Below are 14,627 nucleotides of genomic sequence, written 5' to 3' on the forward strand. Positions count from 1 at the left end.
GTGATGAAACCCAGAAAAGCAAAAACCCAGCCATAAGCTGGGTTTTCAGAATGTTGGTGCCCGGACGCGGAATCGAACCACGGACACGGGGATTTTCAATCCCCTGCTCTACCGACTGAGCTATCCGGGCAACGGGGCGCATTAAACCCTACTCGCGCGGCACCGTCAAACGCTTTTCGGCAAAAATCAGCTGACTGATGCCTTTTACAGCAACCTCCAGACCAACCGGTAAAAATTCATTCGCCTATCGCTGGTATAGGTGAATTTTTAGTCGCTTGTGCCGATAACCTTGCTGACAACCGATACCAATAATAAGGTCCACCATGTTCAGCACTATTACATCAGGAATACTGTCACGCCTTGCGTGGCAAAAACGCGGTCACAGCAAGGCAACGCTCAGTTCATTACAAGATGCCATTGCCATGGTCGAATTCACCCCAGAGGGGAAGATCCTTACCGCCAACGAGCTGTTTCTCGAGCGCATGGGTTACACGCTCAAAGAGATTGTTGGTCAGCATCACAGCATGTTCTGCACCGCCGATATGCTTAACTCACCGCAATACCGCGACTTCTGGCGACGCCTGAATCGCGGCGAAGGCTTCAGCGATAAATTCCTGCGCGTGGCGAAACACAGCCGTCCTATCTGGCTGGAGGCGAATTACGTGCCGGTGCAGGATCGCAGCGGCCGCGTGATCAAAATCGTCAAGCTGGCGAGCGATATCACCGCGCGCATCATGGACGCGCAAGAGCAGCGCGCCATGACCACCGCGATTGAGCGTTCGATGGCGGTGATTGCCTTCAATCTCAAGGGCGAAGTGTTGATGACCAACGACAACTTCCTGAAAACCATGGGCTATAACGCGTCAGAAGTGATCGGCGTGCATCACAGCCAGTTCTGCCCGCCGGAGATGCGCAACAGCGACGAATATCGCCGCTTCTGGCACAAGCTGAATCAGGGCGAATTTATCTCCGGCCAGTTCCAGCGCGTAAATAAACGCGGCCAAACGGTGTGGCTGCGCGCCACTTACAACCCGGTGTTTAACGAAACCGGCGAGCTGTACAAAGTGGTGAAGTTCGCTACCGATGTCACCGCGCAGGTGGAGAAGAATCAGCAAGAGCGCGACGCGGCGCAGCAGGCGTATCAAACCGCACTGCAAACCAGCGAAAGCACGCGCCTTGGCGCCACGGTGATTGAGAACAGCGTGCAGACCATGAATGATTTGGCGGGCGAGCTGCACGGCATTTCTGGTGATATCAACGATCTGAGTCAGTCGTCGGATCGCATTGGCGCCATTGTTGAGAGTATTCGCCGGATTGCCGATCAAACCAACCTGCTGGCGCTGAACGCCGCGGTGGAAGCGGCGCGTGCCGGTCAGCATGGTCGCAGCTTTGCCGTGGTGGCCAATGAAGTGCGCACGCTGGCGGCCAACATCAATCGCGCCACCACCGAAATTGAGAACATGGTGCAGCAGAACCATACGCTGGCCGAGAAAGCGCTGAAAGGTATCGCCTCCAACCTGAAACGCGCCGATCAGGGCGTGGGGTTGGCGAAGGAAGCTGGAGGCATGATGGCGGATATTCGTGACAGTTCCAGCGAAGTGGTACGCGCGATTGGGCATGTTACCGCGACATTGCGAGAGGAGTGATGCGTTGCAGGTCGCAATGCACCGCGACCCCACAAACTATGCGGCATGACAATAACCTGCCATGGCCGCATGGTTTACTGCGCCGCCGTCGCCACCGGCGGCGGTGAGGCTTCCGGCATAAAGATGTGGTCGAGAATATTACGCATCAGCGGTGCCGCCGTGACGCCTTCGTTGCCGCCGTTTTCCAGAATCAACGCCACCGCCACTTTGGGATCGTTAAACGGCGCAAACGCGGTGTAGAAGATGTGGTCACGCAGGCGCATCGGCGTCATTTTGGCGTTATACACCTGATTCTGTTTCAGACTGAATACCTGCGAGGTGCCGGATTTCGCCGCAATGCCGTACGGCGCGGTGTGAAAGTATTTGTAGCCGGTGCCGTTCGGCGCATTCGCCATGCCGAACATCGCGTGGCGCACCAGCGACCAATACGGCGATTTAGCATCGCCAATCTGCGGCTGCGGTAGTTTTGCCTGGTAGAGCTGCACCTCCTTGCCGCGCTGTGATTTCTCCAGCAGATGGGGATTGATCACACGCCCGTTGTTGATGAGCGCCACCATCGCTTTCACCATTTGAATCGGCGTCGCCACCCAATAACCTTGCCCAATGCCCACTGAAACGGTATCGCCCTGATACCACACGTGTTTGTGCACCTTCTGCTTCCATTCGCGGCTCGGCAGCAATCCAGCGTACTCTTCGTTAAGATCGATGCCGGTCGATTTGCCGTAGCCAAACTGGCTCAGCATGGTGTGGATGCGATCGATGCCCATCATAAACGCCACCTGATAGAAGAAGCTGTCCGCCGACTCTTCGATGGCTTTGGTGACGTCCAGCATGCCGTGACCGGTTTTTTTCCAGTCGCGATATTTACGATCGGTGCCCGGCAGCGTCCAGGTCGGCGCGCCAAATAGGGTAAAGCTCGGCGTGATGACTTTGGTCAGCAGCGCCGACATCGCCATATAAGGCTTCACGGTGGACGCCGGTGGATACAAGCCTTGCGTAACGCGGTTGATCAGCGGCAGATCTTTATCCTGCAGCAGGGCTTTATAGGCTTTGTAGCTGATGCCTTTGACGAACGGATTGGGATCGTAGCTCGGCGCGGAAACCATCGCCAGCACGCTGCCGTCGTGCGGATCTTCAATCAGCGCCGCCGCACGTTGCCCGGCTAGCTGGCTCTCGACGTACTGCTGCAGATGCAGATCGAGCGTCAGCGTGATGTTCTGACCGGCCACCGGCGGCACCTCTTTCAGCACGCGCACGATGCGGCCGTGGTTATCCACTTCCACTTCCTGATAGCCGGTTTTGCCGTGCAGCAGCGATTCATAATAGCCTTCAATGCCCTGCTTACCGATGTTGTGGTCAGCCGCGTAGTTCTCGCCAACGCCTTCTGCGTTCAGGCGTTTGTAGTCGTTATCGTTGATTTTCGAAACATAGCCAAGCACGTGCGCCAGGTCGGCACCGTAAGGATATTCACGGTCCTGATAGGTATCGACGGTGACGCCGCTAAAGCGGAATTGATTGACGGCGAAGCGCGCAACTTCTTCGTCAGTCAGTTCCGCTTTCAGTTCAACCGGCTTGTAGCGGCTGTTCTGTTTGAGCTCGTGCTCGAAGGTTTCAATCTCTTCCGGCGTAAGATCGACAATCGGCGTCAGCTCTTTCAGCGTTTCCTGCATGTTGTCGATTTTGTACGGCGTGATGTGAATGTCATACCAGCTGACGTTGCGCACCAGCGGAATGCCGTTGCGATCGAAGATCAATCCACGCGTGGGCGCGATGGGGATCATTTTGATGTCGTTTTCGTTGGAACGCGTCTGGTAATAGCTGTGCTGATCGACCTGCAGGCGATACAGGTTGATGCCTAAAATGGTAAAGCAGATGACAACCAGGGCAAAAGCGACAATCGCACGGCGGGCAAACAGCTTTTCTTCTGCTTCGAAATTACGGAAATTCATCAGGTGGGCTTAGTCTCTTTGTTATCACGCTAATGATAAGCAGAGATTGTTTCAGAGCCAGCACGAAGATGCACAAGCCTGGGTAAAAGTGTGTCAGATGTTTACGGGATGGTGCGGTATGGTGCCCTCACCCCGGCCCTCTCCCACCGGGAGAGGGAGAAAAAAAGCGCCGACTGGTCCCCTCTCCCGCGTGCGGGAGAGGGTTAGGGTGAGGGAAAAGAGATTAATCGCCCAGCAGCACTGACTCCAGCGCGATCTTAATCATATCGTTAAAGGTGGTCTGACGCTCTGCCGCCGTGGTCTGCTCGTGGGTGCGGATGTGGTCCGACACGGTACAGATGGTCAGCGCTTTCGCACCAAACTCTGCTGCCACGCCGTAAATACCCGCCGCTTCCATCTCCACACCCAGAATGCCGTACTTCTCCATCACGTCGAACATCTGCGGATCTGGCGTATAGAACAGATCGGCGGAGAAGATGTTACCCACACGCGCATCAACGCCCAGCGCTTTCGCGGCATCAACGGCGTTACGCACCATGTCGAAGTCAGCAATCGCCGCGAAGTCGTGATCCTTGAAGCGCATGCGGTTCACTTTGGAATCGGTGCAGGCACCCATACCAATCACCACGTCGCGCAGTTTCACGTCTGCGCGCACTGCGCCGCAAGAACCGACACGGATAATCTTCTTCACGCCGAAATCGGTGATCAGCTCTTTGGTGTAGATCGAGCAGGATGGAATGCCCATGCCGTGACCCATCACCGAAATCTTGCGGCCTTTATAAGTCCCGGTGTAACCCAGCATGCCGCGCACGTTGTTCACTTCCACCACATCTTCGAGGAAGGTTTCCGCAATGTGCTTTGCGCGCAGCGGATCGCCTGGCATCAGCACGACGTCCGCGAAATCACCCATTTCTGCATTAATATGAGGCGTTGCCATGGTTATTTTCCTTATTAAATTTGGGGCGCTGTTTTACAGCATGCTCTTGCCGTAGTCCATGCTGGACAGGCCAAAATATTTTGCGATGGTCTGACCGATATCCGCGAAGGTATCGCGGTATCCCAGCGATCCTGGCTTCACATTCGGGCCGTAGATCAGAATCGGAATGTGCTCACGCGTGTGCTCGGTGCCTTTCCAGCTTGGATCGCAGCCGTGATCGGCGGTGAGGATCAGAATGTCGCCCTCTTGCACCAACTCCATCAGCTCTGGCAAACGACGATCGAACAACTCCAGTCCGCCCGCATAACCGGCGATATCGCGACGATGTCCCCACGTTGAGTCAAAATCAACGAAGTTAGTGAACACAATCGAAGTATCTGGCGCTTTCTTCATCTGCTCAATGGTAGCGTTGAACAGCGCGTCTAAGCCGGTGGCTTTGACTTTCTGCGTGATGCCCTGCTCGGCGTAGATATCGGCAATTTTACCCACCGAAATCACTTCACCGCCCTTCTCATCAACCAGTTTTTTCAGCATGGTCGCTGAAGGCGGCTCCACCGCCAGATCATGACGGTTGCCGGTACGCTCGAAGTTACCCGCTTTGTCGCCCACGAACGGACGCGCAATCACGCGACCGATGTTGTAGCCACCATTGGTCAGCTCCTCACGGGCGATTTCACACAGTTCGTACAGGCGATCGAGGCCAAAGGTCTCTTCATGGCAGGCAATCTGGAAAACCGAATCCGCCGAGGTGTAGAAAATCGGCTTGCCGGTTTTCATGTGCTCTTCGCCGAGCTGGTCGAGGATCACCGTGCCCGATGAGTGACAATTACCGAGATATCCCGGCAGATCGGCACGTTTCACCAGAATATCCAGCAGCGCCTGCGGGAAGCTGTTCTCTTTATCGCTGAAGTAGCCCCAATCAAACAGCACCGGCACGCCAGCGATTTCCCAGTGGCCCGACGGCGTATCTTTACCGGACGACAATTCGCTGGCGTAAGCATACGCACCGATGATTTCCGCGTTGGGATCGAGGCCTGGCGGGAAACGACCGGTAGAGAGCTCAGCCGCTTTGCCGAGGCCCAGTTTGGTCAGGTTCGGTAAGTGCAGCGGGCCTTCGCGACCTTCATTGGCGCGGCCTTCGAAACAGGCTTCGGCGATATGGCCGAGCGTGTCCGATCCTTCATCACCGAATTTATCGGCGTCTTTGCTGGAGCCGATCCCGAAGGAGTCGAGAACCATAATAAAAGCACGTTTCATGCAAGTCTCCTGCGCAATGCGCGATGACAAGTCAAAAAAAAGCGATCAGATCAGTATACCCGAACGGCCGCTGCCTGGCACGAAGAAGCGCCAGTTATTCGCTAATGCGACGATAAACTACCGGCGTGATCGCTGGCGCAGTGTCGCTCAGCGTGATGGCTGCTTTAACGGCGGCGGCGGCCTGCTGCCACTGCGCTTCCGACGCGGCGTGGATAATTGCCAGCGGACGCTGTGCGTCAATCTGCGTGCCGAGCGTGGTCATGTCGCTCAGGCCCACGCTGTAATCAATGCTGTCGCTGGCGCGCTGGCGCCCCCCGCCGAGCGCAACCACCGCCATGCCGAGCGCACGCGTATCCATTGCGCTGACGATACCGGCGCCATCGGCGTATACCGCTTTGCTCAGCGTTGGCGCGGGCAGATAGCTGTCCATGCGCTCGATGAAATCTACCGGACCCTTTTGCGCCGCCACCATGCGGGCAAATACTTCAGCGGCTTTGCCGTTATCCAGCACCTGCTGCAGCTTTTGGCGCGCATCGGCGTCATTCTCAGCCAGTTTGCCGGAGATCAGCATTTCCGCGCACAGCGCCATCGTCACTTCCAGCAAGCGCGGATTGCGCGCCTCGCCTGTCAGGAACTGCACCGCTTCACGCACTTCCAGCGCATTACCGGCGGTAGAAGCCAGCACCTGATTCATGTCGGTGAGCAGCGCGGTGGTTTTACAACCTGCGCCATTGGCGACGCCAACAATCGCCTGCGCCAGATTTTCTGAGGCTTCAAAGGTCGGCATAAAGGCGCCGGAGCCCACTTTCACATCCATCACCAGCGCATCCAATCCTTCCGCCAGTTTTTTGGCGAGGATCGACGCGGTGATCAGCGGGATGGAGTCCACGGTGGCAGTGATATCGCGCGTGGCGTAAAAACGTTTGTCGGCCGGCGCCAGCGAATTGGTCTGACCGATAATCGCGATGCCGACGTCTTTGATAATCTGGCGGAAACGATCGTCGCTCGGGAAGATATCAAAGCCCGGAATCGCTTCCAGTTTATCCAGCGTGCCGCCGGTGTGGCCGAGGCCGCGCCCGGAGATCATCGGCACATAACCGCCGCACGCCGCTATCATCGGGCCGAGCATCAGCGAAGTGACATCGCCAACGCCGCCGGTGGAGTGTTTATCAACAATCGGGCCGTTGAGATTCAGCGATTTCCAGTTCAGCACCGTGCCGGAGTCGCGCATCGCCATAGTCAGCGCCACGCGCTCGTCGAGCGTCATATCATGGAAATAGATGGTCATCGCCAATGCGGCAATTTGACCTTCCGAAACGCTGTTGTCGCGCACGCCGTTGATGAAGAAGCGAATCTCCGCTTCACTCAGCGCCTGGCCGTCGCGTTTTTTACGAATAATTTCTTGTGGCAGGAACACGGTTGCCTCCCTGAAGGGATAGAAATTGAAATGATACGGCAGCTTGCACCTGCCGTAGCGGCGCGATTTATCGCGCGATGTTAAGTCGGGGCTGAAGCGTAAAAACCAGCGCGATAAATCGCGCCGCTACGAATCGCAGAACCATCAGCGAAAGAGATTAATAACCGGCTTTGCTGGTCGCGGTTTCGTGGCCCAGCGTATTCAGCAGGCTTGCCAGCAGGCTGGAGGCACCGAAGCGGAAATGACGCGCATCCGCCCAGCCTTCACCCAGAATGTCGTCCGCCAGCTGCAGATAAAGCGCCGCGTCTTCTGCAGTGCGCACGCCGCCCGCCGGTTTGAAACCAACCTGCTGCTTCACGCCTTTGTCGCGGATCACTTGCATCATGATCGCCGCCACTTCTGGCGTCGCGTTGACCGGCACTTTACCGGTGGAGGTTTTGATGAAATCGGCACCCGCATCGATAGCGATTTCCGAAGCGGCACGAATCAGCGCTTCGTCTTTCAGCTCGCCGCTTTCGATAATCACTTTCAGCAGCACGTTCGCCGCCGCGCAGGCTTCTTTACAGGCTTTTACCAGCTCGAAACCGATATCGCGGTTGCCGGCAATCAGCGCACGATACGGGAACACCACATCCACTTCGTCAGCGCCGTAGGCGATGGCCGCGCGGGTTTCGGCCAGCGCGATCTCAACGTCATCGTTGCCGTGCGGGAAGTTGGTGACGGTGGCGATGCGGATTTCCGGCGTGCCCTGCTCGCGCAGCGCTTTACGTGCTGCCGGGATGAAACGCGGATAGATGCAGATGGCAGCGGTGTTACCGGCTGGGGATTTCGCCTGACGGCACAGCGCGATCACCTTCTCGTCGGTGTCGTCTTCGTTCAGGGTGGTTAAATCCATAAGTTGCAATGCGCGCTGTGCTGCTGCTTTCAAGTCGGTCATGATGCTCTCCAAAATTCAGATCGGCGGGCACAACCCACCGGGAAATGTGATAATTCTAACAACTACCGTGACAATGAATTGCGCTTCACGTCACACGAAAAAGAAAACCTGTCATTTAAATACAATTATTTAGTGATGATTATCACAAATAATCGCTAACCAGGCGGGAATGCGCCGTGATGGCCATTGTTATTATTATCACAAAAATGGACGCAAAAGTGTACTCTCAGCTTTATCAATGTAGCTAATCAGGCGTAAGGCAGCGTAAATGCAGAATCTGTCGGGTGAGAATCAGGCAGGCAAGGCGAACAGCTGCTGGCTGTTATGCCAAAGCGCATCGGCGATCTCTTCAGGGGATTCGCTGCGTAACTGACACAGCACGTCAAACACATTGCGCGCCCGCTCCGGACGATTGGGCTGGCCCTGAAAACCGTGCAGCGGCATATCGGGCGCGTCGGTTTCCAGTAATAACGCCTTGAGCGGCAGGTTGGCGATGGTGTTGCGGGTTTTACTGGCGCGTTCATAGGTGATGGTGCCGCCAACGCCAATGGCATAGCCAAGCTGAATAAAGCGCTCCGCCTGCTGCTGGCTACCCGCAAAACCGTGTACCACGCCGCGACGTGGCAGATCGTGACGACGTAAATGCAGCGCTAATTGATCGTGGGTGCGGCGCGAGTGCAAAATCACTGGCAGATCGTGCTGCTTCGCCAGCTTGAGCTGCTTATCGAGCAGCCGCGTCTGTTTGGCAAATTGCGCATCGTCCATATAAAGATCGAGGCCGATCTCGCCGATCGCCACACGCTTGCTATCCGGCTTTTTCAGCCAGCGCGCTAATTCATCAAGGTGCGCATCTTCCTGATGCTCAGCAATATTGATTGGATGCAGACCCAGCGCGGCATATAGCGCCGGATGCTGCTGCGCCAGTTGCGTCACAAGCGCGAAACGGCTGGCATCCACGCTCGGTACAATGATGCGTTCCACGCCGGCTTGCGCAGCGCGTGCAATGCTGGCGTGCGCATCATCAACGAACGGCGGGAAATCGAAGTGGCAATGCGTGTCGATAAACCTCATGCCAGCGAGCCTTTATCAAAATCGGCATCGTTTTCCGCCAGCGCGGGCGTAATCAGCGGGCGATTGTCAGGCGCATTCGCCACCGCTGCCGGCGGCGTAACCGTGGTTGAACGCACCAGCGGCTCAGCATCGCTTAGCCATTGACCAAGCGTGGCGAGGAAATAGCGCCCGCTGCGGCGGCCTAAATGGTAATCCTGATTCAGCGATGACAAGCGGCTGCCAAGCGCCATGCTCGCCAGCGGTTTCGGCGGACAGATTTCGATGATGCGCAGATTATCCGGCGGCTGCTCGATGAACTGCTGAATTTCGCGATAGCTCTCTTCATGCTGATGCAGGATGTTGATCATCGGCTGCAATGCGCTGTCGGACAAAAAGCGTTCCATGCGTTTAAACCACTTCGGCGTGTACGACACCTGCGACGGCACGGTGCGGATCACCACAATGGTATCCGCGCCACGGCGCGCAGCTTCGCGTACCGGAATGGCATCGCTGATGCCGCCGTCAAGATAGCTCACGCCGTCCATCTGCACGCCGCTGCGGTAAAAACCGGGGATCGCGCTGGACGCTTTTAGGATGTCGTGCCAGTTGGTGCTGATCGGGTTGAAGTACTCGGCGCGGTAATCGTCGCTGCGGCAGGCGCACATATAGAATTCGCTGCCTTTGGCAAACAGCCCTTCGGCGGTGTTGAGCGCCAGCGGGAATTCCTGTTTAGTGATATCGATCAGCCAATCGAGATCGATAAGATGCCCGCCGCGCACGAATCGTAGCGGATCAAAGAACAGTTTGCTGGTGGTGTAACGGGAGATCACGCGTCGCGCGTAGCCAGGCTGGCCACAGACAAAAGCCGACAGGTTTTGCGCCCCGGCCGAGGTGCCGAGTAACAGTTGAAAAGGATTGAAGCCTGCGCGTTGAAATTCGTCCAGCACGCCTGCGGTAAAGATGCCGCGCTGACCGCCGCCTTCGCACACCAAGGCAATTTTATTTGATTTGAAAGGAGTTAAAGCCAGCGGTTCGAATGAACCTAATGTCAACGGTATACGTGTGCCCAATGGATGTCCCTCAGTGTTGCTTGCTCTGAGGGAGTCGCCGAAGCAGCATCCCGGAGAACCAGTCATTGTCGTTCCCTGACCAATTGCTTCTGCAATCGTTGCGGCTTCGTAGTATGCCGCACAAGACCGGTCTCCGCTTTAGGTGACTCGCGGGTTAGCGTCTATTGAGACGCAAGTAGTCAGGGTCGTTTGCGCCCGGTAAACAGGCTCACGAGGAACAGAATAATACCGACAATGAAGACAATTTTAGCTGCCCATGCTGCCGTACCCGCCAGACCGCCGAAACCTAATGCCGCAGCAATCAGAGCGATGACCAGAAAGATAATACCCCAACGAAACATAAGCCTCTCCTTTACCATTGTGAAAATCGAACTGCTTATTTACACCTTTGTTTTTATTACGAAACGGCACCTGCTGGTGCCGAGTCGCTCGCGTTAAGATTTCACCTTCAGGTCATTCTTCACGCTTTTCACGCCTTCAATGGCTTTGGCGATCTTCTCAGCACGATCGGACTGTGCCTGATTCGCCACTTCCCCTGATAACTGCACCACGCCGTCGGTGGTTTCAACCTTAACGTTGCGTGATGGCACGATATCATCTGCTAAAAGCTTAGCTTTAATTTCGCTGGTGGTTGCGGTATCGCCCGCATAACCTTTCAGAGAAGCATTTTTGCTGTCTTTAACGTGTAGTTTGTCGCTGACGGATTTCACACCTTCGACTTTCTGCACCAGCGCGACGGCTTTTTCAGCCTGATCCTGAGAAGCCACGAAGCCGCTCAGTGTCACCACGCCATCGTGCGTTTTGACGGAGATATCCGTGCTTTTAATTGCGTCATCATCCACCAGCGCCGCTTTGGCTTTAGCCGTGATGCCGCTGTCATCCATATAGCCATCGACTTTTTTCATAGAGCTATCGATCTTCGCACCCGCGCTGTCGGAGGTTTGCTGTGCTTTCTGCGACAGTGATTCATCTGCAAACGCCGCACCGCTCAGCAGAGCAGAACCGGCCAGGGCAGCAATCAGGGTTTTAGCAATCTTAGTCTTATTCATCGATATCATCCTTCTATCAGTTAACTCATCCGTTATCGCGGATGCGCCAGCAACGAACGGCGTTGCTGAGTTACTGGACGTAATGAAACCCGAAAGGTCTCTTTTCTCGTCCGACAGGATAATAGTAGTAGGGATTACAGCTTTTGCTGGCTCTTGTGGTTGATATATCGCCAAAAAGAGAAAAAAACAGCGGAATTAGGAGGAGTCTGTAACAAACAAAACAGGGCCAGTGAAAATCACAGGCCCTGCTGGCAACGGCGATTAGTGCTCGCGCGTTTTGCGGAATCTCACGTCAGGATAGCGTTCCTGAGTGATGTTGAGGTTCACCATGGTTGGCGCGATATACGTGAGGTTATCACCGCCATCGAGCGCCAGGTTCACTTCATTTTTACGCTGGAAATCGTCGAATTTCTTCGCATCATCACACTCAACCCAGCGAGCGGTTGAGACGTTGATGGCTTCGTAGATCGCTTCAACGTTGTATTCGCTTTTCAGGCGCGCCACCACCACTTCGAACTGCAGCACACCGACCGCGCCCACAATCAGATCGTTGTTGTGTACCGGGCGGAACACCTGCACCGCGCCCTCTTCCGACAGCTGAACCAGCCCTTTCAGCAGCTGTTTCTGCTTCAGCGGATCGCGCAGACGGATACGGCGGAACAGCTCTGGCGCGAAGTTCGGAATGCCGGTGAACTTCATGTTTTCACCCTGCGTAAAGGTGTCGCCAATCTGAATGGTGCCGTGGTTGTGCAGACCAATGATGTCGCCCGGATAGGCTTCTTCTACGTGCGAACGGTCGCCGGCCATAAAGGTCAGTGCATCGGAAATCACCACATCTTTACCGGTACGCACCTGACGCAGCTTCATGCCTTTTTCGTACTTGCCGGATACCACACGCATAAAGGCGACGCGGTCGCGGTGCTTCGGGTCCATGTTTGCCTGGATCTTAAACACGAAGCCGCTGAATTTCTCTTCCTTTGCTTCCACCAAACGCGCGTCGGTGTTGCGCGGCATTGGACGCGGCGCCCAGCTAACCAGGCCATCCAGCATATGATCAACGCCGAAGTTACCCAGCGCGGTACCGAAGAACACCGGCGTGATCTCGCCACTCAGGAACAGCTCCTGATCGAACTCGTGCGAAGCGCCCTGCACCAGCTCCAGCTCATCGCGCAGCTGCTGTGCCAGATCTTCGCCTACTGCGGCATCCAGTTCTGGATTCGCCAGCCCCTTAACAATGCGCACTTCCTGAATGGTGTGGCCTTTACCGGTTTGATACAGGTAAGTTTCGTCGTTGTAGAGGTGATAAACCCCTTTGAACAACTTGCCGCAGCCAATCGGCCAGGTAATAGGTGCGCAGGCGATCTTCAGCTCACTCTCCACTTCATCCAGCAGCTCCATGGGATCGCGGATGTCACGGTCGAGTTTGTTCATAAAGGTGATGATTGGCGTATCGCGCAGGCGCGTCACTTCCATCAGCTTGCGGGTGCGATCCTCAACACCTTTCGCGGCGTCGATCACCATCAAACAGCAGTCAACCGCCGTCAGCGTACGGTAAGTATCTTCAGAGAAGTCTTCGTGTCCTGGCGTATCCAGCAGGTTCACGAGGCTGTCGCGATACGGGAACTGCATCACCGAGGTGGTGATGGAGATACCACGTTGTTTCTCCATCTCCATCCAGTCCGATTTCGCGTGCTGGTTGGAGCCGCGGCCTTTGACGGTACCGGCGGTTTGAATCGCCTGTCCGAACAGCAGCACTTTTTCGGTGATTGTGGTTTTACCGGCGTCCGGATGCGAGATGATCGCAAAGGTACGGCGGCGCGCCACTTCTTCTAAAAAGGAGGCATTAGACATTGAGTGAATTCTTCTTCAAGGGCAACACGCGGACAGCGCGCTGCGAATAAATCGTTTCGAGGTCATTCCGCAGGATAACGCGGCCAATGGCGACGCAGTGGCGTCGGTTCACAGCAAGAGGTGTGCGATCTACATTGGCGGCAGTCCTGAATCCCGTCAGCATTGAGGCGGCATAGCATACAATATTTCGCAGAAAGGGGGAATCGGTGCCCTAATAGCCCTCACCCTAACCCTCTAATCACCCCAACACCCGCACCACTGCCGCCTTGAAGATCTTCACCCCAATCTCCAGCGAGCTCAGCTCAAAGCGCATCTCAGGATGATGTAAACCCGGCACCAGATTGGTTCCCAATCCCCAGAAACCGGCTTTCACCTGCGGGTTTTTCACCGGGTAATAGAAGAAATCTTCGCTGCCCGGCGTGGTTTTGGTATCCAGCAAACCGGCGTCGCCCAGCACGTCGACAATCGCCGCGCGAATCACCGCCGTGGCTTCTTCATGAATTTCTGCTGCTGGCATCTCTTTTAGCACCACCACGTCGGCCGTGGCACCCAGCGCCGCCACGCTGTGCTGAATCGCCAGCGTGACTTTCTCTTTCAGCACCGCCATTGGCGCGTTTTCCTGCGAACGCAGATCCCACACCACGCGCGCCTCATCCGGCACCGAGTTGGTCACGCCCGCATCGCACAGAAAGCGTGTAGCTTTCACGCTCCAGGTCAAACCCGGCGGCAGATGGATGGCGTTGACGGCCTGTACCGCTTGCACCGCCGCATCCAGCGCGTTGACGCCCAAATGCGGACGCGCCGCATGCGCCGGTGCACCTTTGATGGTGGCTTCCAGCGTGCTGCAGGCAGAGTAAATCACCGCTGGCGTCGCCTGTCCCACATGACACTCTTCCAGCGGACGCACATGGAAGCCGAGAATCATCTCCACATCCTCCAGCGCGCCGCCCTCAATCATCGCCAGCGCACCCGCACCGAGCTCTTCCGCCGGCTGGAATAGTAGCTTGAGCCGCCCTTTCTTGATCGCGCCCTCTTTCATCAGCTCTTGCGCTGCCGTCAGCACCACCGACGAATGGCCATCGTGGCCGCAGGTGTGACGCGCACAGGCTACGCCATCAATGATATGGCCGAGCGCATCCATATCCGCACGCAGCGCCAGCACCGGACCGGGCACGCCGCTGTCGATTTCCGCCACCATGCCGGTGGTGTTATTGATGCCGCGCGTCACCTTAATTCCGGCGCTCTCGAGCTGATCGGCAATATAAGCAGAGGTCTTGAATTCCTGAAAACCCAGTTCGGGAATTTCATGCAGAAAATGGTAATGCTCTAAGACGTTCGACACCGCTAAGCTCCTGACAAGTAAAGGCAAGCCTCAGCATCGCCCGATGCGCAGCTATAATCAATCCAGCGTGAATGAAAATTAGTCAAAAATGAGAACTCCTCGCATTCAACATGTGGAATAAT

Annotated in this window: 12 protein-coding genes and 1 tRNA gene; 1 reads left to right on the forward strand and 12 read right to left on the reverse strand. The window is 56.0% G+C overall.

What is annotated here, in order from left to right:
• Positions 1-54: 54 nt before the first annotated feature.
• Positions 55-130: transfer RNA gene (locus K5Y33_RS18225), tRNA-Phe, on the reverse strand.
• A gap of 193 nt (positions 131-323) precedes the next feature.
• Between K5Y33_RS18225 and K5Y33_RS23765 the strand changes: the two genes are divergently transcribed.
• The gene (locus K5Y33_RS23765; protein ID WP_110867273.1) at positions 324-1,646 is read left to right on the forward strand and encodes a PAS domain-containing methyl-accepting chemotaxis protein; all 1,323 of its coding nucleotides are present in this window, start codon (positions 324-326) and stop codon (positions 1,644-1,646) included.
• 74 nt (positions 1,647-1,720) lie between these two features.
• Here K5Y33_RS23765 and mrdA read toward each other — a convergent pair whose 3' ends face one another.
• From mrdA to K5Y33_RS18285, 11 genes are all read right to left on the reverse strand, one after another.
• Positions 1,721-3,595, reverse strand: coding sequence for a penicillin-binding protein 2 (gene mrdA / locus K5Y33_RS18235; RefSeq protein WP_222234799.1), 1,875 nt, complete (start codon positions 3,593-3,595; stop codon positions 1,721-1,723).
• A gap of 223 nt (positions 3,596-3,818) precedes the next feature.
• Positions 3,819-4,532 (reverse strand): purine-nucleoside phosphorylase, encoded by a 714-nt coding sequence (deoD, locus tag K5Y33_RS18240; protein ID WP_008103284.1) that lies wholly within the window; start codon positions 4,530-4,532, stop codon positions 3,819-3,821.
• Between the two features lie 33 nt (positions 4,533-4,565).
• The gene (gene deoB / locus K5Y33_RS18245; RefSeq protein ID WP_222234801.1) at positions 4,566-5,789 is read right to left on the reverse strand and encodes a phosphopentomutase; all 1,224 of its coding nucleotides are present in this window, start codon (positions 5,787-5,789) and stop codon (positions 4,566-4,568) included.
• A 94-nt stretch (positions 5,790-5,883) separates the two neighbouring features.
• On the reverse strand, positions 5,884-7,206 hold the full coding sequence (gene deoA, locus K5Y33_RS18250; RefSeq protein ID WP_222234803.1) for a thymidine phosphorylase: 1,323 nt from the start codon (positions 7,204-7,206) through the stop codon (positions 5,884-5,886).
• Between the two features lie 157 nt (positions 7,207-7,363).
• On the reverse strand, positions 7,364-8,143 hold the full coding sequence (deoC, locus tag K5Y33_RS18255) for a deoxyribose-phosphate aldolase (protein WP_192412100.1): 780 nt from the start codon (positions 8,141-8,143) through the stop codon (positions 7,364-7,366).
• 291 nt (positions 8,144-8,434) lie between these two features.
• Entirely contained in the window at positions 8,435-9,214 is a 780-nt protein-coding gene (locus tag K5Y33_RS18260) for a TatD family hydrolase (RefSeq protein ID WP_222234805.1), read from the reverse strand.
• Positions 9,211-10,263 (reverse strand): patatin family protein, encoded by a 1,053-nt coding sequence (locus K5Y33_RS18265; protein WP_110867276.1) that lies wholly within the window; start codon positions 10,261-10,263, stop codon positions 9,211-9,213. Before K5Y33_RS18265 ends, K5Y33_RS18260 begins: the two co-directional genes overlap by 4 nt.
• Positions 10,264-10,442: 179 nt before the next feature.
• Positions 10,443-10,604, reverse strand: coding sequence for a DUF1328 domain-containing protein (locus K5Y33_RS18270; RefSeq protein WP_007893192.1), 162 nt, complete (start codon positions 10,602-10,604; stop codon positions 10,443-10,445).
• A gap of 93 nt (positions 10,605-10,697) precedes the next feature.
• On the reverse strand, positions 10,698-11,312 hold the full coding sequence (gene osmY / locus K5Y33_RS18275; RefSeq protein ID WP_101761824.1) for a molecular chaperone OsmY: 615 nt from the start codon (positions 11,310-11,312) through the stop codon (positions 10,698-10,700).
• A 261-nt stretch (positions 11,313-11,573) separates the two neighbouring features.
• Positions 11,574-13,163, reverse strand: a complete 1,590-nt coding sequence (gene prfC / locus K5Y33_RS18280) for a peptide chain release factor 3 (protein ID WP_101761823.1) — start codon at positions 13,161-13,163, stop codon at positions 11,574-11,576.
• Positions 13,164-13,401: 238 nt separating this feature from the next.
• The gene (locus tag K5Y33_RS18285; RefSeq protein ID WP_137386483.1) at positions 13,402-14,505 is read right to left on the reverse strand and encodes an amidohydrolase; all 1,104 of its coding nucleotides are present in this window, start codon (positions 14,503-14,505) and stop codon (positions 13,402-13,404) included.
• Between the last annotated feature and the right edge of the window lie 122 nt (positions 14,506-14,627).

Origin of the sequence: Pantoea sp. DY-17, from assembly GCF_019795975.1 — a bacterium.
In the GTDB taxonomy this organism is placed as follows: Bacteria; Pseudomonadota; Gammaproteobacteria; order Enterobacterales; family Enterobacteriaceae; genus Pantoea; species Pantoea leporis.